This is a genomic window from Pseudomonas sp. PDM03, from assembly GCF_014852385.1.
Taxonomy (GTDB): domain Bacteria; phylum Pseudomonadota; class Gammaproteobacteria; order Pseudomonadales; family Pseudomonadaceae; genus Aquipseudomonas; species Aquipseudomonas migulae.
The window spans coordinates 1-21,095 of the sequence record NZ_JACVBM010000011.1; the positions used below are offsets into that span (position 1 = coordinate 1).

A 21,095-nucleotide genomic window follows, 5' to 3' on the forward strand; every position below is an offset into this window, starting at 1 on the left:
GCTCGCTCCTACAGGGGGTTACACAACCCTTGTAGGAGCGAGCGGTGCGGCGATCCGACTTGCCCGCGAAGGCGTCATACCCGCCAATACAAATCTTAAGCCCTGAACTGGCCTAGGCTCGCCTTCAACTGCGCCGCGAGGCCATCCAGCACCTTGCCGCTGGCCGTGGTTTCCACCACCGCCTGTGCCGCCTTCTCAGCCTGTGCATGAATGGTTTCAACCCGCCCCCGCACCGCTTGCGCGCCTTGCGCCTGATGAGCCGCTGCTTGCGTCGCCAGACCTATCGCAGCATGCACCTGCTCGACCGACACCTGCACCGATTGCTGCAACTGCGCACTGTCACGCAACACCAGCAAACCCTCGCTGGCCTGACGCCCGGCCTGGCCGATCACTTCCACCGCCTCACGCGCACCTTGCTGCAACGCCACGATGTGCGCCTGAATGTCGCCCGTGGAACTCTGGGTCTTGCTCGCCAGTGCCCGCACTTCGTCCGCCACTACGGCAAAGCCGCGACCGGTCTCACCGGCACGCGCCGCTTCAATGGCAGCGTTCAGCGCCAGCAAATTGGTTTGCTCGGCGATCCCGTGAATCACGGTCAGCACCACTTCAATCTGCTCACTTTGCTGCGCCAGTCGCTCGATGACTTTCGCGCCGGTATCGACTTGCCCAGCCAACGCTTCGATCAGGCTGCCGACTTTCGCCGAGGTCCGGGTGTTTTCATCGGTGGCCGAACGGATGTCCACCACTTGCTTCAAGGCTGCCTGCATTGCGTGGCTTTCGGACTGTGCTTCATCAGCCATTTGCGACAGCGCGCGCAGGCTCTCGGCCACTTCGTCACGCTGCATGCCCGCCGCCGCATCGGCACCTGCGTTACGCAGGGTCATGGCGCCGATTTCCACGCCGGTACGCTGGGCCACATCGCCCGCTTCGCGCACGATAGGCTGCAACTTATCCACAAAGCGATTGACCGCCGAGGCCATGTCGCCGATTTCGTCCTTGCTGTTGATCTGCACGCGCTTGGTCAGGTCGCCCTCGCCCGCCGCCAGGTCGTCCATCGCGGCAATCAGCAGCTTCAAGCGATTGACTACGCGACGACCCAAAACGACCGCCAGCAACAGCAGCACACCGCAACCGACCAATGCCAGGCCCATACCGATGCGCCAGCGCAAGGTCGCCGCGGCTTCCTGCACGGTGCTGGTGGTGTTGGCTTTCATTTCCGAGGCGGTGGACTGAGCAGACGTCAGACGCGCCCGCATTGCCGTGGCGCTATCAGCCGCCGCGCCCTTGAGACTGTCGCCGACCAGTTGATCACTGCTGGAGATCAGTGCAGAGAAACGCTTGTCCAGCGCCACCAGATCGGTTTCCACCGAGGCAGTGGAGACGCCCATCAAGACTTTGCCGATTTCCACGCCATTTGGGTTGATCGAGGCTTCGACGTAGTAGACCGATGGATCGTTTTTCGCCGCATCCAGCACTTTATCCAGCGCACGCTCGCCCTGGCCTTTCTCCAGAAGGGCCTTGTTGATCGGGTTTTCGCGATTGAGGTAGCGCGTCAGGTGTTGCCCCGTTGCGTCGTCATAGATCACGAACAGCACGTTGGGATTGCGCTGGGCCCGGCGGGCGAATTCGGACAAGGTGGGGACGTCGCTGTCCCACATGGCGCGGGGCGCGACGGAAGCAAGAAGCTGCGCCATATCATTGGCAGAGTCCTTCAGGTCCTTTTCCAGGGTCGCACGCAGCTGCACCTGCTCGTCCTTCAGCCGCGAAGACAAACCGGCCGTGAGGCGCTGACGCGTGCTGGTGGAGAGGTTGTCGAGGCTCGACGTGACTTCACGTCCCGCCTGCTCCAGCTCGCCGGAAAGTTTTTGACTGTCGGCACCCAGGCGCACACCCAAATCAGCTTCCAGCGCAGTCACTGTGCTCCGCGTCAGAGCAACAGCCACCAGCACCTGCACCAAAAGGGCGATACCAAGGGTAACGAACACAGGCCGCAATAGACGGCTTTGTAACAATGAGAGAACCGCCGACACTTGATATCCCTCTGCATTGACGCCATTAAATTGATGGCACGCCAGAAGACGCGCTCTTAATGAAGATCACAGCAAAGGTCATGCCGTCCAACAGGCATAAACGACAAAGGGCCCGATTAAGGGCCCTTTGTTTTTTACATCAACGACTTATTAAGCGAACGGGTGACGCAGAACGATGGTTTCGTTGCGGTCCGGGCCCGTCGAAATAATGTCGATAGGTGCACCGATCAGCTCTTCGACGCGTTTGATGTAGGCGCGTGCGTTAGCTGGCAGCTCTTCCAGGGCTTTGGCACCCACGGTCGATTCGGTCCAGCCCGGCACTTCTTCGTACACAGGCTGCAGACCTACGTAGCTGTCAGCGTCAGTCGGGGCAACAGCGTTACCTTCGGCATCTTTGTAGCCGACGCAGATGTTGATGGTTTCCAGACCGTCGAGTACGTCCAGCTTGGTCAGGCAGATGCCCGAGATGCTGTTCACATCGATAGCGCGACGCAGGATAACAGCGTCAAACCAGCCACAACGACGGGCACGGCCGGTAGTCGCGCCGAACTCGTGACCTTGTTTGGCCAGGTGCGCACCGACTTCGTCGAACAGTTCAGTCGGGAACGGACCCGAACCTACACGCGTGGTGTAAGCCTTGGTGATGCCCAGGATGTAGTCGAGGAACATCGGGCCAACACCCGAACCGGTAGCAACGCCGCCAGCGGTGGTGTTAGAGCTGGTCACGTACGGGTAGGTACCGTGGTCGATGTCCAGCAACGAACCTTGGGCGCCTTCAAACATGATGTCTTTGCCGGCGCGACGCAGGTCGTGCAGCTCGGCCGTCACGTCCAGCATCAGCGGCTTGAGCAGCTCAGCGTATTCTTTGCATTCGGCCAGGGTCTTTTCGAACTCGATGGCCGGCTCTTTGTAGTAACCCACCAGCATGAAGTTGTGGTAATCCACCAGTTCACGCAGCTTGTCTTCAAAGCGCGGCATGTTCAGCAGGTCGCCGACACGCAAGCCACGACGCGCAACCTTGTCTTCGTAGGCCGGGCCGATGCCGCGACCGGTCGTACCGATCTTCAGCTCGCCACGGGCCTTTTCACGGGCCTGGTCCAGCGCAACGTGGAAGGACAGGATCAGCGGGCAGGACGGGCTGATACGCAGACGCTCACGCACCGGTACGCCTTTCTCTTCCAGCTTGATGATTTCCCGCAGCAGAGCGTCGGGGGCAACCACCACGCCGTTGCCGATCAGGCACTGCACGCCTTCGCGCAGCACGCCCGACGGGATCAGGTGCAAGACGGTTTTTTCGCCATCGATCACCAAGGTGTGACCAGCGTTGTGGCCACCCTGGTAGCGCACTACGGCGGCAGCATGTTCGGTCAGCAGATCAACGATCTTGCCTTTGCCCTCATCACCCCATTGGGTGCCCAGGACTACGACATTCTTACCCATAACACTTGTCCTCATTCGCGCAAACTTGGTGCCGGCCAAGGGCCGGCAGGAAAACTCAAGAAGCCAGTGGCGATACTTGCCAAAGCCCGTTCTGCTGAATCAATTGCCGGTCGCAGTCCGCTTCACGGGCGGCGGCCAAAGGTTGACCAGGCAATGCCTGAACGACACGCTGACCCTCACTGCGCAACTGGCAAACCTGCTGCCAGAGTGCTGCATCCGTACTGTCAGGCATCCAGATACCGCCAGACGGTAGCTCGATTTCAGCACGCCCCAGGGTCACCAGGGTTTTCAAATCGGTAGAGAAACCGGTTGCCGGACGAGCGCGACCGAAGTCAGCGCCGATGTCGTCGTAACGACCGCCCTGAGCGATGGACTGACCAACGCCCGGCACGAACACCGCGAACACCACACCGGTGTGGTAGTGGTAGCCGCGCAACTCGCCCAGATCGAAGTACAGCGGCAGTTCCGGGAAACGCACGGACAAACGCTCGGCAATCGCCAGCAAATCGTCCAGTGCCGCCAAAACCGGTGCCGGCGCATTCGCCAGACGCTCGCGAGCAGCGCTCAACACTTCACGGCCGCCACACAGATCGACCAACGCACGCAGCATGCCCGACAGATCGGCAGGCAAACCTTCGGTCAAGGTAATGACCTCGTCGATGGCCTTGCGTTGCAACGCATCGAACAACTGTTGTTCAACTTCACCGGACAAACCGGCCGCGCGGGCCAGGCCACGGTAGATGCCGACATGACCGAGGTCCATGTGCACTTCCGGCACGTCGGCCAGTTGCAGCATGGCCAGCATCAGGCTGATGACTTCCACGTCGCTGCTCGGGCTGGCATCGCCGTACAACTCGGCGCCCAGTTGAATCGGGCTGCGCGAGGACGACAAGGCGCGTGGCTGAGCGTGCAGCACGCTGCCGGCATAGCACAGACGGCTCGGACCTTCGCGACGCAGGGTATGCGCATCGATGCGCGCCACTTGCGGCGTGATGTCGGCACGGAAACCCATCTGCCGGCCCGATTGCGGGTCGATGACCTTGAAGGTACGCAGATCGAGGTCCTGGCCCGCGCCGGTCAGCAAGGATTCCAGGTACTCGATATGGGGAGTCACGACAAACTCGTAACCCCAGCTCTGGAACAGATCCAACACCTGACGACGCGCGACTTCAATGCGCGCCGCTTCCGGTGGCAGTACTTCTTCGATGCCATCTGGCAGCAGCCAGCGGTCTACCGTTGCCATTACGCCATTCCCCTATGGTCCGGGCGGCAAGCCTATGGGCGAGCCTTGAGTGAAGCAGAAAATGATCGGCTTTGTTTACAAGCCACCCATAAACAACGCGGCGAAAAGCCTGAAAATAAGCTTCGCCAATCACTTTCCTCGAAAAACCTGTCGAGTCATTCAACTCGGGCGCCTGCATAAACAACAGCAATCAAACGTGCAGACGCAAAAAAGCCGGGAATTTCCCGGCTGCCGCATCATACACACGTTTTCCCAAAGGATCACCCCGCCCGAGGCTTTAGCCGCCAGGCGGGGGATGATTCAGGTCAACGTCGTATCAAGGCTTGGCTTTTTCCAGGTAACGGAAGAAGTCACTGCTTGGGTCCAGGACCATGACGTCGGATTTGTTCGCGAAGCTTTCACGGTAGGCACGCAGGCTACGGTAGAAACCGTAGAACTCCTGATCCTGGCCGTAGGCCTTGGAGTAGATCGCAGCGGCCTGGGCATCACCATCACCGCGAACCTCTTCGGATTCACGATAGGCTTCAGCCAGCAGCACGCGGCGTTGACGATCGGCGTCGGCACGAATGCCTTCTGCCAGCTCGTTACCCTTGGCGCGGTGCTCGCGAGCTTCACGCTCACGCTCGGAGCTCATACGCTCGAACACACTGCGGTTTACTTCTTTCGGCAGATCGATGGCCTTGACCCGAACATCGACCACTTCGATGCCCAGCTCTTTTTCCGCCATCTTGTTCAGCGAAGCGGTGATATCGGTCATCAGCGCATCGCGCTCACCCGACACCACTTCGTGCAGCGTGCGTTTACCAAACTGGTCACGCAGGCCCGATTCCAGACGACGGGAAAGACGCTCGTCAGCAATCTGCTTGAGGCCGGAAGTCGCGGTGTAGTAACGCTCAGCGTCCTTCACGCGCCACTTGGCGTAGGCATCGACCATGACTGCTTTCTTTTCCAGCGTCAGGAAGCGTTGTGTCGGTGCATCCAGCGTCATCAGGCGCGAGTCGAACTTGCGCACCTGGTTAACGTAAGGCACTTTCACATGCAGGCCCGGCTGAACATCGGTCTGAACCACGCGACCGAACTGCAGCAACACCGCACGCTCGGTCTGAGCCACGATGTAGAAGCAGTTCCAGGCTGCGATCGCCACGACGACGCCGACAATAAGGGCGATCAGCGATTTATTGCTCATCAGCGACTCTCCCTGGTACGTGCAGGCTGTTGCTGCAGATCAGCTGCCGCACGCGCATTCGCTTCATTGCTGGTGGCTGCCGCACCGGTCACCGAAGTGCTGGTGTTGCGACCACTTTCGACCATCTTGTCCAGCGGCAAGTACAGCAGATTGCTCTGGCCATTCTTGTTGCCGGTCACGAGAACCTTGCTGGTGCTGCTGAAGACTTCCTGCATGGTGTCCAGGTACAGACGCTGGCGGGTGACTTCAGGTGCCTTGCGGTACTCGGCGACCAGTTTGGTGAAGCGATCGGCCTCACCCTTGGCGCGCGAGACAGTTTCGTCACGGTAGCCGTTGGCATCTTCGATGATGCGCTGGGCCTGACCACGGGCTTCCGGCACGACGCCGTTGGCATAGGTTTCAGCCTGGTTGCGCGAACGCTGCTCGTCTTCACGGGCGCGGATCACGTCATCGAAGGCTTCCTGTACTTCACGCGGTGCCGCTGCGCTCTGTACGTTGACCTGGGTGACGGTGATGCCGGTGCGATAGGTATCCATGAAGCGTTGCAGACGCTCCTTGATCTCGCTGGCCATCAATTCACGACCTTCGGTCAGCACCTGGTCCATCGCGGTGGAACCCACCACATGGCGCAAGGCACTTTCGGTCGCGTGCTGCAGGCTGATTTCCGGCTGATCGACGCTCAGCACGAAGTCCTGCAGGTTGCTGATCTTGTACTGCACGGTCAGCGGTACTTCGACGATGTTTTCGTCTTCAGTCAGCATTTGACCCTGCTTGGTGTACGCACGCTCACGCGTGACGTTTTCCAGGTACTTGCGATCGATCGGCGGGAAATAGATGTTCAGACCCGGGCCGACGGTTTCGTAGTACTTGCCGAAGCGCAGCACCACGGCTTGCTCCTGCTCGTCGACTACATAGACCGCGCTGTACAGCCACACGGCCGCCAACACGACCAGGCCGATGCCGAGCAGGCCGCCAAAGCCGCCACTCTTGCCCGGACCACCGCCGTCATCACCGCGTTTCTTACCACCACCGAACAACCCATTCAGGCTTTCCTGCAGCTTTCGGAAGGCCTCGTCGAGATCCGGTGGTCCCTTGCGGTCGCCGTTATTGCGACGCTTGCCACCCCAAGGATCCTGATTATTCGAGTTGCCACCCGGCTCATTCCAAGCCATAGCGCTCTCCATCTGATAAAGCAAAGACGCACCCACGGCGCGCCGACCAATGCTACAGAATGCCTGTCACCGCGGCACAACCGCTTTCTCAGGCTTTTATTGCAAAGTGTGTTGTTCGATGAACTCTGTCGGCACAACGCCTTCACGGCTGACCAGCCGATTGAGCTCCGAGCGTGGCAATCGAACGGCCAGCAAGCTGACACCTTCTTCGTCGTGTTCTTCTTTCTGCACCGCTCCGAGTTCGAAGAACTGCGCACGCAGTCGAGCGAATCGTTGCGGCAAGCGCAAGGTACCGATAAACATCTCACTGCCCAGCAACTCGGCAATGGCTTGTTCGAGCAATTCCAGACCACTGCCATCACGCGCCGACAACCAGACCCGTTGAGGCTTGCCGCTTTCGTCGCGCTGGATCTGTGGCTCAACGCCTTCAAGCAAATCGAGTTTGTTATAGACCTCGAGGATCGGCAAGTCCTGGGCACCAATCTCGCCCAGCACCACCATCACCTGCTCGATCTGCAACATGCGATCCGGTTCGGCCGCATCGATCACGTGCAACAGCAGGTCGGAGTTGCTCGACTCTTCGAGCGTAGACCGAAATGCCTCGACCAGCTTGTGGGGCAAGTGACGAATGAAACCCACGGTGTCGGCCAGGACAATCGGCCCCAGGTCGGCCAGCTCCAGACGGCGCAAGGTCGGGTCCAGCGTGGCAAACAACTGGTCAGCCGCGTACACGTCGGATTTCGTCACGTTATTGAAGAGCGTGGATTTGCCGGCGTTGGTATACCCCACCAAAGACACGGTAGGGATATCCGCACGCGTACGGCCACGTCGCGACTGTTCGCGCTGGCTGCGCACTTTTTCCAGTCGGCCTTTGATTTGTCGCAGGCGAACCCGCAGCAAGCGACGGTCGGTCTCCAGCTGGGTTTCACCCGGGCCACGCATGCCGATACCGCCACCTTGACGCTCAAGGTGAGTCCAGCCACGAACCAGCCGGGTGCTCATGTGGTCAAGCTGGGCCAGTTCTACCTGGAGCTTGCCTTCATGGGTACGGGCGCGCTGGGCGAAAATATCGAGAATCAGACCGGTGCGGTCGATCACGCGACACTCGAAAACACGTTCGAGGTTACGTTCCTGACTGGGCGTAAGCGTGTGATTGAAGATCACCAGATCGGCTTCTTCGGCATGGACCAGGTCGCGTAGCTCCTCGACCTTGCCGCTACCGATCAGGAATTTGGCGGTTGGCCGATGACGCGGCACGTTAAAAAACGCAACGGTCTCGGCGCCGGCCGAATTAGCCAATTCCTGAAACTCTTGCGGATCTTCGCGCGCCTCAGGGTCCTGTCCATCCAAGTGAACGAGGATCACTCGCTCACCACCACCGTGGCGCTCAAAGAACAAAGGAGACTCCTATCAGGCGTTACCTGGCTCAGCGTCGCCTGCTTCGGATTCGGTTGCGCTAGGCAGACGAATTGGACGAACCGGCACCACTGTAGAGATAGCGTGTTTGTAAACCATCTGGCTGACGGTGTTCTTCAGCAGGATAACGAACTGGTCGAAAGACTCGATCGTGCCTTGCAGTTTGATCCCGTTGACCAGGTAGATGGACACCCCAACTTTCTCTTTACGTAAAGTATTCAAGTAAGGGTCTTGTAGCGAATGCCCTTTTGACATGTGCCGCACTCCTTTAAGGATTCAATATAAAAAATAGGTAAACAGATGGCTTGTGGCCGCCACACCCCCAAGGATAGACGGCAATTGCAAGGACTCAGCTCAATATGGAGATGGTCCCCAGGTATTTCAAGGCGCGCGGCAGATTGTCGCAATCCAGGCTGTCCAACCAGTGTAAATCAGCCCAACTGCGCAGCCAGGTGAACTGACGTTTTGCCAATTGGCGCGTGGCAATGATTCCACGCTCCTGCATCTCGGCTTGCGTCAGCTTGCCATCCAGGTAGTCCCAGACTTGTCGGTAGCCTACTGCACGTATAGACGGCAACCCGGAATGCAGGTCACTTCGCTTACGCAGGGCTACGACCTCGTCGATGAATCCCTGTTCCAACATTAAAGTGAATCTTTGTTTAATTCGCTCGTGCAGTACCTGACGATTTGCCGGAGCAATGGCCAAGTTCGCGACAGTATAGGGCAATTGTTGCAGTCCCGAAGCGGCTGCTTCAGTACTTTGCGCAGATTGTCTCAGTCTAAGCTCGGTCATGCTCTGACCGCTGACACGATAAACTTCCAGCGCTCGACTGAGTCGCTGCGGATCGTTCGGGTGAATACGCGCTGCCGATTCCGGGTCTATGATCGCCAATTGGTCGTGCAGGGCTTGCCAGCCAAGGCGTGCAGCTTCTTCTTCGATCTGCGCGCGCACTTCAGGATCGGCCGCTGGCATGTCCGCCAGGCCTTCGACCAAAGCCTTGTAATAGAGCATTGTGCCGCCCACCAGCAGCGGAATTTTGCCCCGCGCGGTGATGTCGGCCATCGCTTCGAGGGCGTCACGGCGGAAATCTGCGGCGGAATAGCTCTCTGCCGGGTCGAGAATATCGATCAGACGATGGGGAAATTCGGCCAGAATCTCTTTCGAGGGCTTGGCGGTGCCGATGTCCATGCCGCGATAGACCAGCGCAGAATCGACGCTGATCAGCTCGCAAGGCAGGACTTTGGTCAGCTCGATGGCCAGGTCGGTCTTGCCCGCTGCGGTCGGGCCCATCAGGAAAATCGCAGGAGGGAGCTGGCTCATCAACGACCGCGCAGGAACAGTTTGTCCAGATCGTCCAGGCCCAATTGGGTCCAGGTCGGTCGGCCATGGTTGCATTGACCGCTGCGCTCGGTGTTTTCCATGTCACGCAGCAGACCGTTCATTTCCGGCAGGGCCAGACGCCGATTCGCCCGAATCGCGCCGTGGCAAGCCATGGTGCCAAGCAATTCGTTCAGGTGCGCCTGAATCCGGTCACTGGTGCCATATTCCATCAGATCCGCCAGCACGTCGCTAACCAATCGATTGGCTTCCGCCTGCTTGAGCAAGGCCGGAATCTGTCGAATGGCCAGTGTTTCCGGGCCGAGACGCTGCAACTCAAAGCCCAGACGCTGGAACCACGCGACGTTTTCTTCGGCGCAATCGCCTTCGCGCTCGCTCACCGCCAAAGATTCCGGAACCAACAGCGGCTGACCGCTCAAGCCTTCGCTGGCCATAGCGACTTTCAGGCGTTCGTACATGATCCGCTCATGAGCGGCGTGCATGTCCACCAATACCAGGCCTTGGGCGTTTTCCGAAAGGATGTAGATACCCTTGAGTTGCGCCAATGCGTAACCCAACGGTGGAATATCGTCCTGACCGGCCGGCAGCGCGACAGCATTGGCTTCCGGCAGCGGCGCAAAAAACTCGCGATACGCTGCCTGGGCTTCAGCCGCAGGCACGCCGGACTGAGGACGCGGCGTGTATTGATACTGATAACCGGCACCAGCGCCCGAGCCTGCCGGCGTGTTGAACGACGGTTGCGCCTGGGGCTGCTCCAGCAGCGCATTGGCCGCCAGGCGCATTTCGCCTTGCGGACCGAATTCACCGGCTTCGAGGCCGCTCGGACGAACGATGGCGGTCGCCACCGGTGCCGCCAGATGATCATCCGGTCGCACATCGCCCAAGGCACGGTGCAAAGTGCCATAGAGGAAATCGTGGACCATGCGCCCGTCACGGAAGCGTACTTCGTGTTTGGTCGGGTGCACGTTAACGTCGACACCGGCCGGATCAACTTCGAAAAACAGCACGAAAGTCGGGTGCCGACCGTTGAACAGCACGTCGCGATAGGCCTGGCGCACCGCGTGGGCCACCAGTTTGTCGCGCACGGCGCGGCCGTTGACGAAGAAATACTGCAAGTCTGCCTGGCTGCGGTTGAAGGTCGGCAAGCCCACCCAACCCCACAAATGCAGGCCATTGCGCTCGATTTCGATCGGCAGCGCCTGTTCCAGGAACCCCGAACCGCAGATCGCCGCCACACGCCGGGCGCGGGCCGCGTCGTCATGGGCTTCATGCAGGCTGAGGATGGTTTTGCCGTTGTGGCGCAGGTGGAACGCCACGTCGAAGCGCGCCAGGGCCAGACGCTTGATCACTTCTTGCAGGTGATCGAATTCGGTTTTTTCGGTTTTGAGAAACTTGCGCCGCGCCGGGGTGTTGAAGAACAGATCCCGCACTTCCACGGAGGTGCCCACCGGATGAGCGGCTGGCTGCACGCGGGGCGCCATGTCCCGGCCTTCGGTTTCGACCTGCCAGGCCTGATCGGCATCGCGGGTGCGGGAGGTCAGGGTCAAGCGCGCCACGGAGCTGATCGAGGCGAGTGCCTCACCACGGAACCCGAGGCTCATCACCTGCTCAAGGTCTTCCAGGTTGCGGATCTTGCTGGTGGCGTGACGGGCCAGGGCCAGCGGCAGGTCATCGGCAGAAATGCCGCTGCCATCGTCGCGCACCCGCAGCAGCTTGACGCCGCCCTGCTCGACATCGACGTCAATGCGCTTGGCGCCGGAGTCGAGGCTGTTTTCCAGCAATTCCTTGATCACCGAAGCCGGGCGCTCGACCACCTCGCCGGCGGCAATCTGGTTCGCCAGTCGTGGGCTGAGCAGCTCAATGCGAGCGCTGTTGATCACGGCCTGATTCATTCTTTGGATGCCAGTTCGGTGCCGGGAATGGTCAGGGTCTGACCGATTTTCAGCTCGTCGGTTTTCAGGTTGTTGGCGCTGCGCAAGGTGGCCGGGGACACTTGATAACGCACAGCGATCATCGCCAGGGTTTCACCCGGGTTCACCCGGTGATCACGCGGCCCCTGGGCGATTTTCCCGGAATCGCGCAGCCACGCGATGTAAGTGCCCGGTGGCGGATTCTGCTGGAAGAACTGGCGTACGCCGCTGCTGATCGAGCGAGCCAGCGCTTGCTGGTGGCTGGACGCCGCGAGTTTCGAGGCTTCGTTGGCGTTGGAGATGAACCCGGTCTCCACCAGGATCGACGGGATGTCCGGCGACTTCAACACCATGAACCCGGCTTGTTCCACGCGCTGTTTATGCAGAGGTGTAACACGACCGATGTTGCTCAAAACCTTCTGGCCGACGTTCAGGCTGGACGTCAACGAGGCGGTCATCGACAAGTCGAGCAGCACGCCTGCGAGCATGCGGTCCTTATCGTCGAGGCTGACGTTGCCGGCACCACCGATCAAGTCGGAGCGGTTTTCACTGTCGGCCAGCCAACGGGCGGTTTCCGACGTGGCGCCGCGATCCGACAGGGCGAACACCGAGGCACCGAACGCGGCGGCCGAAGGCGCGGCATCGGCGTGGATCGAAACGAACAGGTCGGCGCCCTTCTTGCGAGCGATTTCGGTACGGCCGCGCAACGGAATGAAGTAGTCGCCCGTGCGAGTCAGTTCGGCGCGGAAGCCTTTCATGCCGTTGACCTGGCGCTGCAATTCGCGAGCGATTGCCAGCACCACGTCTTTTTCACGCTGACCGCGAGAGCCCGAGGCGCCCGGGTCTTCGCCGCCGTGACCTGCGTCGATCACGACAATGATGTCGCGCTTGCCGGCCGGTGCGGGCGGCAGCTTGACCGGGGGATCGACCGGGGTGACCGGTACCGGCGCGACGGTCGCGACGTTGGTCGGCGCAGGAATCGGCGCGGCGTCGGCGGCGTTATCGAACAGATCGACCACCAGGCGGTTGCCGTACTGGGCGTTCGGCGCCAGGGTGAAGCTTTTCGGCGTGACGGCTTTTTTCAGGTCGATGACCACCCGCAGGTCGGTCGGCGTGCGTTGGGCCGAGCGCATGGCGGTGATCGGGGTGTTGGCGGTGGACACGTTCAGCGGCGCACCGAGGGTGGCGCCATTGATGTCGATCACCAGCCGGTCCGGGGCTGTCAGGGTAAAAACGCTGTGTTGCACCGGCCCGGTCAGGTCGAACACCAACCGTGTGTTGTCCGGCGCCCGCCACAGACGGACGCTGTTGACCTTCGTTTCGGCCACAGCGTCGACGGTCACCGCCAAAAACAACATCCCTACGGCAGCTACCATCGCGCGAAAGCGCATACCTGACCCCATCATTTAATTGATTTCCAATGCCAAAGCGGCACACCACGACTCGCCACGCGAGCCCTGGGACAAAATTTTCAGCGAACGCCCGCTGTCTTGCGGGCTAATGGTAATGGTCAGGTCGGGCTTTGGCAAAAAGCCTGCACCTTTATCGGGCCACTCGATCAGGCACAAGGCATCGTCTTCGAAGTAGTCGCGGATGCCGAGGTACTCCAGTTCTTCAGGGTCGACCAAACGATAGAGATCGAAATGGAAGGCGCGGATGTCGCCAATCTCGTAGGGCTCGACCAGGGTGAACGTCGGACTTTTTACCGCGCCCTCATGCCCCAACCCCCGGATGATGCCGCGGGACAACGTGGTTTTCCCCGCCCCCAGATCCCCTTCCAGAAATATCAGACCGTGCCCTTCGGTGGTTTTCGCGATGCGGGCGCCAAACGCGGTCATCGCTTCTTCATCAGCCAGGTACAGGGTTACTTCAGACACGGTGCTTGCTCCTCCAACAACTGACGAATGGCTGGAATCAGATCACTGGCCGCCAGCCCACGGCCCGATTTACCTTGTTGTGCGCCGGCATTGGCGTGCAGCCAGACGGCGAGGCAGGCCGCATCGAACGCGTCCATGCCCTGGGCCAGCAACGCGCCGACCAGACCGGCCAGCACATCGCCCAGACCGGCAGCGGCCATGGCCGGATGGCCTTGATGACACACCGCCAGGCGGCCGTCGGGACTGGCAATAAGGCTGCCGGCGCCTTTCAGAATCACTACAGCTGTATATTTTTTGCTCAATGCGTGAGCAGCGGACGGACGGTCGGCCTGAACCTCAGCGGTACTGATCCCGAGCAACCGTGCCGCCTCCCCCGGATGCGGCGTGATCACGCAGTCCTTGGGCAGGCTCACGAGTTCGTCAGCCAGCATATTCAACGCATCGGCGTCCCAGACTTGTGGAAGCAGCGCATTGGCCGCCGCCGACAGCAGACTGCGTCCCCACGAAGCCTGCCCCAAGCCCGGACCGACCACCAGCACGGAAACCTTTTGCAGCAAACCCATCAGCTGATTCGCCGAGGAAGTGCCCAGCACCATCGCCTCGGGAATTCTGGCCAGTGCGGCCGGCACGTGCTCGCTGCGAGTGGCCACCGACACCATGCCGGCGCCACTGCGCAGCGCACTTTGTGCACTCAGCAAAATGGCACCGCCGAAACCGCGATCACCGCCAATCAGCAAGACATGGCCGAATTTGCCTTTATGGGCGGTCGGCGCACGCCCTGCCAGACGCGGCAAGTTACCGGCCGTCAGACGACGAGCACTGATGGCGATCCCGCTCAAAGACTCAGGCGAAGCTTGCAGATCATTAAAGACCCACTCACCCACCACGTCCGCCGCGTCACCCGTGAACAGGCCCAGCTTCAAACCAATGAAGGTCACGGTCAGGTCCGCCCGGACAGCCGCACCGAGCACGCTTCCCGTATCCGCACAAAGGCCCGACGGAATATCCACCGCCGCAACCGCCAGGCCGCTGGCATTGATCGCCGCGATGACACTGGCGTAAGGCTCGCGCACCTTGCCTGTCAGGCCGGTGCCGAGCAAGGCGTCCAATACAACGCCACGCAACTCCGACTGTGCACTCCAGGCTTGAACGGCGACGCCTTCGGACAGGGCCTCGGCGTGGGCCAAGGCAGCATCGCCTTGCAAACGCTGGGGATCACCGACCGCCAGCACGCGCACATGCCAGCCGGCACGCTTGGCTAACACCGCGACCAGATAACCATCACCGGCGTTGTTGCCGTGGCCTGCGGCCACCGTCAGTTCGTTGGCCGTCGGCCAGTGCCGGACCAGCGCACGCCAGGTTGCCCGCGCCGCTCGCTGCATCAATTCGAAGCCCGGCGTACCGGCCGCAATCAGGCTCGCATCGAGCGCTCGCACTTGCGCGGCGCTGTACAGCACGTCGGGTAAATCATCTTTAGTGTGCGGCATGCGTCTTCGGGCTCCGATGTCTGGCAGAATTATACGCACCTCAGCTCCGGTTTCTCTCGCCTCATGCCCGCTATTACCACAGACCTGCCCGCCCTCGCCCAATCCATCAAGGACTGGGGCCGCGAGCTGGGCTTTCAGCAAGTCGGCATCAGCGGCCTGGATCTGGCCGAGCATGAGCAGCACCTGGCACGCTGGCTCGAAGCCGGTTACCACGGCGAGATGGACTACATGGGCGCCCATGGCAGCAAACGCTCACACCCGGAAGAGCTGGTGCCCGGCACGCTTCGGGTGGTGTCCCTGCGCATGGATTACCTGCCGGGCGACACCCAAATGGCGCAATTGCTGGCTCAACCGGAAAAAGCCTACGTGTCGCGTTATGCCTTGGGCCGCGATTACCACAAATTGATCCGTAAACGCGTGCAACAACTGGCAGAAAAGATTCAGGCGGTCATCGGCCCGTTCGGCTACCGCGCGTTTGTCGACAGTGCACCGGTGCTGGAAAAAGCCATCGCCGAAAAGGCCGGCCTTGGATGGATCGGCAAAAACACACTGGTCTTGAATCGCAAGGCCGGCAGTTACTTCTTTCTCAGTGAGCTCTTTGTCGATCTGCCGCTGCCGGAAGATCCTCCGCACGCCACTGAACATTGCGGCCGCTGCACCGCATGCCTCGACATCTGCCCGACCAACGCTTTCGTCGGCCCCTATGTGCTGGACGCCCGACGCTGCATTTCCTACCTGACCATCGAACTGAAAAGCGCGATCCCGGAGGATCTGCGGCCATTGATCGGCAATCGGGTGTTCGGCTGCGATGACTGCCAGATCGTCTGCCCGTGGAACCGTTTTGCCCGTCCGTCCGGCGAAAGCGACTTCAAGCCACGGCACAACCTGGACAACGCTGAACTGGCGGAGCTGTTCATGTGGGATGAAGACCGGTTTCTGAGCAGCACCGAAGGCTCGCCGCTGCGTCGGGCGGGTTATGAGCGCTGGTTGCGGAATCTGGCGGTGGGCCTGGGGAATGCGCCTTCAACGATTCCGGTGCTGGAAGCATTGAAGGCGCGACGGGAATACCCGTCGGAGTTGGTTAGGGAGCATGTGGAGTGGGCGTTGCGTCAGCATGAACTGCGCAACGCCTGATTTTGCACCCCACCCGGCGTCAGCCTCCCTTTTGCGTATGGCCAAACTTGAACATGGTCGCTGTCCGAGTGTCTTTGTTCACATAGAAAAACAGACGCATTCCCTGGTTGAGCCTGATCTCGGTATAACCGCTGTCATTGAAGTATCCAGGCTCGATGAGCTGCTTGGGGTTGGGTGATTTGAACGGCACCATTTCGTTGTAGTAGGTTTTTCCGCCTAGCAGTTCGGCTGCCTGGCCCGGTGTCATCCCCTCATCCTTGATCGCGTCCTTGAACCGGAAAAACTTTGCCCTGCTCGCATCATCCAGTGACTCAAAACCCGGAATGTTGCGCTGCGCGTTGTAAGTCTTGTAAGCCCACTTTGCGGAGGATGCCTCTGCGGACTGAGTAGATGATCCAGCCCTTGCGCTTCTTCCTCCCATCCCGCTGGCCATCGCTTTCGCCGCTCCTCGTGCATCGCCGTTCAAGCCTGACCGGAATGCTCCCGCGACCTTGCCGGCGCCCTGAGCGGCCGCCCCGGCGCCGGCCGCAAAAGACGCCAGCCCCAACCCCAGGCTCACGTAGCCGAGGACATCACCCAGCTCCGATTGCGGCATCACTTCGTGGGCAATCTCGCTCGCAATGCCGGCGATCCCGGAAGCCAGCGCCAACGTCAGGCTAGCGACCGCCAGCGGCGTGGTTGTGCCGAAGGTCAGGATGCTGGTCGCAATGCTGAACAGCGAAAGGCCAACGCCCAAGGCAGACTGCCAGGAAACATGCCCGGTCGGATCAAGCCGATTGATCGGGTCACCGAGGCAGTAGGCGTATGGGTTCAATCCACCCGCACCAAACGGGCTCAGGCTGTCCGGGCTGAGGAAGCGCATCAACGTCGGGCTGTATGCCCGGTAACCATTGCCCAGCAAATAGAGCCCGGTCAACGGATCAAGCTGCTCACCGCTGAATCCTGCCTGGCTGAATATCCCGCCTTCGGCAGGACGATATCCGTAGGGGCTGTAGGCAACTTCGTCGCGTTGAGTGCCGGACTCGGCGATCAAAACGCTTTGCTGCAGGTCTGTGCCAAACAGCGTCAATCCAGCGCCCGCGCCCTGTTGCTGCTCCCCCAGCAACAAACCGGACTGGCGCCCACAGGTACGACGGTCAGCACCGCTGATCTCGTTGATCACCCGCCCGTCATGGTAGAAGCGCTGGGCACCCGGCCCGCCGGGTTGTGACAGCTCCACCAAACGATCGCGCGCATCGTAGTGATAGCCGCGCATCACCGCCCCGGATGCCGTAGCGATTTGCGTCAATCGCCCCAGTGCGTCGTAGCTCAGCGTACGAGCCTGATCGTCCTGGATCATTTGGCCGTTGGCGTCATATTGCAGCGTAACCGGCGGCGGATAATCGGCGTGAGAGTGCTGAACCTCGATCAGTTGCGTGGGATCGACAGCGCTGTAGGTGAAGGTCGTGGTGTTGCTGCCACCGGGAAAATCGTTTTGCAAACTGACGATGTTATCCAGCGCATCGTAAACGTAGGTCTGCTTGATAATGTCTTTGCCAAAGGGGTCGCGTGGCCGCAGCGTTCCGCTACAGGTGTAGTGGCCCAGTCGACCTCGGACGTCGTAGTCGAAGCGTTCGTCGCGCAGCACGTCTTCACCGATGCCCAGCACTTTCTGCGTCAGCTTGCCTGCGAGGTCGTAACTCGATTTCAGGGTCTGAGTAGCAGCGTCCTTGACCTCAAAGCTGCGCGAAATTTCTCGCCCCTGATCGTCGTAGACCAGGCGGGTCGTCATGGAACGCTTGGCCTGCGTATCCTGCGAGTCGACCCGCTCCAGCAGGCCCACAGCGTTGTAGATGAAATCAGCCTTGAGCGAATTCTGCTCAAACGACTTTGCCCGCCCCCACTCGTCGTACTCCGTCTTGTGTGCCTGACCGAGCACATCGACGCAAGTCAGTGGCCGGCCACCGAACGTGTACGTGTACGACGCCGTCCGGTCCACGCCCGCGTGCGCAGTGGTTTCACTTTTCAGGCGTCCGGAGGGGTGATATTCGAAACGCGTTTCCCACTCTTGCTCGACACAACTGGCTAACTGACCGTGCAGCGGATTGTAGGTAAATTCGGCGTCCAGTCCGGTCGCCTTGCGTTGCGTCACGCGCCCGCCGAAATCACGCGCATAAACGAACTCGACTTTTTCACCGCTGGCGCTTTTCTGCCAGATCGGTTGCGTGAATCCTGCCGCGTAGCCCGCAGTGACCGTGCGCCCACCCACGGTGCTTTCGCTCAAGCGGCCCAAGCCATCGAAGGCCTGCCGGCCAAGGCTTTGGCCCGCCACTTTCACTTCAGTGGCAAGCGACGCCTGGCTGTGCAGCGCGTAGTCGGTCTGCACGGTGTTCCCGTCGGGCAAGACGCTGCGCCGCAACCGATTGAACACGTCGTACTCATAGGTGGTGGTGTTGCCGACAGGATCGGTCTGGCTGATGGCTCGGCCGATGCCGTCATAGCCATGAACGATTGCGCCTTGGGTTTCACCCGCAATATTGAACGACTCGATACGATCAGGCTTCCCGAAAGCATTGAGGCTGGTGACGGACTTGCCCATGCCCTCAAGCCAGCGGGTTTCAGTGCGGGCCACAGGGTCGATTGTGCAATGCTCCTTGCGCCCGTCAGCGTGAAGCGTGGTCTTGACCTGTCCCCAGCCATCGAAGACAAACCCGGTCTTGACCGGACGGGCAACCCCGTCCCACCAGTCAGAGTGCGTTTGCTCCACTAACTGGCCTAGCGCATCGTGGCGCGCTGTATAGATAACGAGCAATTGGGTTCTGGCCACTTCGTCCGGGTTATCGCAATCCTGCTCTTCGACTGCGACGACGCGCCCGAGGCCGTCGTACACGACTTTTTGCTGAACGCCGAGCAGATCTGTCGTGAGCATCGTCGCCGGTGCTTTATTGCTGGCCGCCTGATAAACCATGCGGCGGGTGGCCGTGTTGGCCATGCCCGACGAAAACGTTTCGCTCAGGGGCCGACCAATGGCATCGAACGTGTAGGCGACCGCACCCTGGTCTTCGCCGCGCTCGCCCAACTTCATGCCGTTGAGCGATGAGAGTGTCTGAACCGCAGTTTTGACGGTGCCATCAACCCCCTTGAGGGTGCTCTGAATTTCAAGCCGGTTGTTGTCGAGCACATAGGAAAACTCGGTAACCGTTGCCAAGGCGTTTTGCGTGACGGTTTGTTTTTGCAGCAAGCCATGGCGTAGCGGGTCATCTGGCTGATTGACGTAAACCCGTTGTGTTTTCGAACGCAGAATTTCAACGTCTGCGTTCAGCTCATAAAAGCTCTCCTCGACAGGCTGCACGGCGGTCACCGGCGAACCTTGTAACGAGGCGTGCAAGGCATAGCGATAACGCATCACCGTCGAGGCGGCGCTTGGTTTATCCGATGCTTGCGATGCCGGGATGATGGTTCTCTGCTTCTCAAACCGGACAAATCCCAATGGGTCGGCAGGGCATCCCTCCGCTCCGGCAGCGGGATAAAATTCGGACAGGGTCGTGACGCCATCCGGCCCGACCTGTTTGAGCAGGTTGCCTGCCCCATCGAATTCGGTGTGGGTAAGCTCTTCGCGCGATGTCCCGGCGGTGCGGTTTTCGTAGCGTAACGTCTGGACTTTGGGCAATCGAAACTGCGCAGGTTGCTCGAGAAAGCTCTTGCCCGAATCGATGTGGTACACCGTGGACCGGGTGGTGATCATCTGCTGACAGGTCGTCACCTGCGAAACCAGCAGATGATATTTGTTGTAGGTGCGCACCGTGGAGCTGTGGACCTTTGTGCCCGCCATCAGTTTTTCGGTCGAAGAATACTCATAGCCCGACGAGTTCCTGTAGAGCGCGTCACCGTCCGGGGACCATCGCCTGCCGTCGTCATCGAAGCCCTGAAAATTCTTCTGCGAGAACTCATAATTTTTTGTGATCGCGGGCTGATTCTGCCGTGGGTACACGGTATGGGAGATCACATAAGGCATGGAGCGAATCGGCGAACCGGGCGGGAATTGATGCCCCGCTTCTTGATACCCGATGATCTCTCGCGCCCCTAACGGCGAATCGACCTGGGTGAGGCACTGGAGATTGCCGAAAGGTTCATAGGTCAGAAACCAGGACCCGCCTACGGGCAAATCAATGGAAGCCACCGCGTTGTTAGCGAGCGACAACACAAAGCTGGCTTCACATTCGGTGCCGGGGTATTGCGTCAGCGTAACCTTGCCCCTGGCACGGGAGATATTCAGCAACGTACGTTGTGAATCCCGCGCGGCGACCAGCGCCGGTTGCCCGTCGATGGCGGTGTAGTCGAGCGTGATGGCAGCGCCATTGGCGCCAACGATCCTCATCGGCACCGCTACATCGCTGCCCTCAAAGATCTTCAGCTCTTCACGCATGCCATTTTTATGGATGACGTCAAAACGCCCTGGCCCAGACCGCTCGACCTTGAGCGTCTCAAGTTTCAACTCATCGAAGACCAGGTGGGTGGCTGTCTGCTTCGTCTTGAAACTTCCGCCACCGGACAAACCGAGTATTTCATTGCCCGCGTCGTAACGGGTCATTGCCATCGACCAACCGGTGCCGAAACCGCTGTCGGTACTGTTGAGTGGACTGTAGGACAAGCTGATTGGCAAAGAGGGACCGTTCAAGTCTGCGGACTTGATGTCACCCAACATCAACGAACAGGTGTAAATACCGGTACGGGGATCGACTCCGCCGGCGAGAAACTCATCAAAATTAAACGCGTTGGAATAGACGCCCGCCACTTCAGTGACTGTCATTATCAGATACCCCTAAAACTCATGAACATTGAATCATCACGCAGCACATCAGCTGCGCACATGCATTAATAA

At 60.1% G+C, this 21,095-nt stretch carries 14 protein-coding genes; 1 reads left to right on the top strand and 13 read right to left on the bottom strand.

Translation table 11 applies throughout. The annotated features are described in order from the left end of the window. Positions 1-95: 95 nt before the first annotated feature. The 12 genes from IB254_RS16365 to IB254_RS16420 all read right to left on the bottom strand — a co-directional run bounded on the left by IB254_RS16365 (position 96) and on the right by IB254_RS16420 (position 15,100). Positions 96-2,030: a methyl-accepting chemotaxis protein gene (locus IB254_RS16365; protein ID WP_192226926.1), complete on the bottom strand. Its 1,935-nt coding sequence runs from the start codon at positions 2,028-2,030 to the stop codon at positions 96-98. A gap of 150 nt (positions 2,031-2,180) precedes the next feature. After that, positions 2,181-3,470, bottom strand: a complete 1,290-nt coding sequence (locus IB254_RS16370; protein ID WP_008035326.1) for an adenylosuccinate synthase — start codon at positions 3,468-3,470, stop codon at positions 2,181-2,183. 55 nt (positions 3,471-3,525) lie between these two features. Next, the gene (locus IB254_RS16375) at positions 3,526-4,713 is read right to left on the bottom strand and encodes an ATP phosphoribosyltransferase regulatory subunit (RefSeq protein WP_008035324.1); all 1,188 of its coding nucleotides are present in this window, start codon (positions 4,711-4,713) and stop codon (positions 3,526-3,528) included. Between the two features lie 316 nt (positions 4,714-5,029). Beyond that, positions 5,030-5,899: a protease modulator HflC gene (hflC, locus tag IB254_RS16380; protein ID WP_008035323.1), complete on the bottom strand. Its 870-nt coding sequence runs from the start codon at positions 5,897-5,899 to the stop codon at positions 5,030-5,032. Next, positions 5,899-7,071 (bottom strand): FtsH protease activity modulator HflK, encoded by a 1,173-nt coding sequence (gene hflK / locus IB254_RS16385; protein WP_008035322.1) that lies wholly within the window; start codon positions 7,069-7,071, stop codon positions 5,899-5,901. Before hflK ends, hflC begins: the two co-directional genes overlap by 1 nt. Positions 7,072-7,167: 96 nt before the next feature. Next, the gene (hflX, locus tag IB254_RS16390) at positions 7,168-8,469 is read right to left on the bottom strand and encodes a ribosome rescue GTPase HflX (protein ID WP_008035321.1); all 1,302 of its coding nucleotides are present in this window, start codon (positions 8,467-8,469) and stop codon (positions 7,168-7,170) included. Between the two features lie 12 nt (positions 8,470-8,481). Further along, entirely contained in the window at positions 8,482-8,742 is a 261-nt protein-coding gene (gene hfq, locus IB254_RS16395) for an RNA chaperone Hfq (RefSeq protein WP_007902656.1), read from the bottom strand. A 94-nt stretch (positions 8,743-8,836) separates the two neighbouring features. Continuing rightward, positions 8,837-9,808, bottom strand: a complete 972-nt coding sequence (gene miaA, locus IB254_RS16400) for a tRNA (adenosine(37)-N6)-dimethylallyltransferase MiaA (RefSeq protein WP_008035319.1) — start codon at positions 9,806-9,808, stop codon at positions 8,837-8,839. Next, positions 9,808-11,718 (bottom strand): DNA mismatch repair endonuclease MutL, encoded by a 1,911-nt coding sequence (gene mutL / locus IB254_RS16405; protein WP_008035318.1) that lies wholly within the window; start codon positions 11,716-11,718, stop codon positions 9,808-9,810. Before mutL ends, miaA begins: the two co-directional genes overlap by 1 nt. Next, entirely contained in the window at positions 11,715-13,094 is a 1,380-nt protein-coding gene (locus tag IB254_RS16410) for an N-acetylmuramoyl-L-alanine amidase (protein ID WP_404943243.1), read from the bottom strand. The genes mutL and IB254_RS16410 overlap by 4 nt, the downstream gene beginning before the upstream one ends. A gap of 48 nt (positions 13,095-13,142) precedes the next feature. Further along, positions 13,143-13,613 (bottom strand): tRNA (adenosine(37)-N6)-threonylcarbamoyltransferase complex ATPase subunit type 1 TsaE, encoded by a 471-nt coding sequence (gene tsaE, locus IB254_RS16415; RefSeq protein WP_008035315.1) that lies wholly within the window; start codon positions 13,611-13,613, stop codon positions 13,143-13,145. After that, positions 13,601-15,100 carry an NAD(P)H-hydrate dehydratase gene (locus IB254_RS16420; protein WP_192418094.1) on the bottom strand — a complete coding sequence of 500 codons (1,500 nt, stop codon included), beginning with the start codon at positions 15,098-15,100 and terminating at the stop codon, positions 13,601-13,603. Before IB254_RS16420 ends, tsaE begins: the two co-directional genes overlap by 13 nt. 63 nt (positions 15,101-15,163) lie before the next feature. Here IB254_RS16420 and queG point away from each other — a divergent pair, with 63 nt between their 5' ends. Next, positions 15,164-16,234 (top strand): tRNA epoxyqueuosine(34) reductase QueG, encoded by a 1,071-nt coding sequence (gene queG, locus IB254_RS16425; RefSeq protein ID WP_008043118.1) that lies wholly within the window; start codon positions 15,164-15,166, stop codon positions 16,232-16,234. A 19-nt stretch (positions 16,235-16,253) separates the two neighbouring features. On the opposite strand, the gene IB254_RS16430 is transcribed toward queG, so the two are convergent. Further along, positions 16,254-21,023 (bottom strand): RHS repeat domain-containing protein, encoded by a 4,770-nt coding sequence (locus IB254_RS16430; RefSeq protein WP_192418095.1) that lies wholly within the window; start codon positions 21,021-21,023, stop codon positions 16,254-16,256. Between the last annotated feature and the right edge of the window lie 72 nt (positions 21,024-21,095).

What these genes read in the sequence shown, in the direction of transcription:
- hflK (WP_008035322.1), bottom strand. Translation starts at nt 7,071, where the DNA reads ATGGCTTGGAATGAGCCGGGTGGCAACTCGAATAATCAGGATCCTTGG.
- queG (WP_008043118.1), top strand. Translation starts at nt 15,164, where the DNA reads ATGCCCGCTATTACCACAGACCTGCCCGCCCTCGCCCAATCCATCAAG.
- IB254_RS16420 (WP_192418094.1), bottom strand. Translation starts at nt 15,100, where the DNA reads ATGCCGCACACTAAAGATGATTTACCCGACGTGCTGTACAGCGCCGCG.
- IB254_RS16410 (WP_404943243.1), bottom strand. Translation starts at nt 13,094, where the DNA reads ATGTTGTTTTTGGCGGTGACCGTCGACGCTGTGGCCGAAACGAAGGTC.
- IB254_RS16375 (WP_008035324.1), bottom strand. Translation starts at nt 4,713, where the DNA reads ATGGCAACGGTAGACCGCTGGCTGCTGCCAGATGGCATCGAAGAAGTA.
- IB254_RS16370 (WP_008035326.1), bottom strand. Translation starts at nt 3,470, where the DNA reads ATGGGTAAGAATGTCGTAGTCCTGGGCACCCAATGGGGTGATGAGGGC.
- mutL (WP_008035318.1), bottom strand. Translation starts at nt 11,718, where the DNA reads ATGAATCAGGCCGTGATCAACAGCGCTCGCATTGAGCTGCTCAGCCCA.
- miaA (WP_008035319.1), bottom strand. Translation starts at nt 9,808, where the DNA reads ATGAGCCAGCTCCCTCCTGCGATTTTCCTGATGGGCCCGACCGCAGCG.
- hfq (WP_007902656.1), bottom strand. Translation starts at nt 8,742, where the DNA reads ATGTCAAAAGGGCATTCGCTACAAGACCCTTACTTGAATACTTTACGT.
- hflC (WP_008035323.1), bottom strand. Translation starts at nt 5,899, where the DNA reads ATGAGCAATAAATCGCTGATCGCCCTTATTGTCGGCGTCGTCGTGGCG.
- IB254_RS16430 (WP_192418095.1), bottom strand. Translation starts at nt 21,023, where the DNA reads ATGACAGTCACTGAAGTGGCGGGCGTCTATTCCAACGCGTTTAATTTT.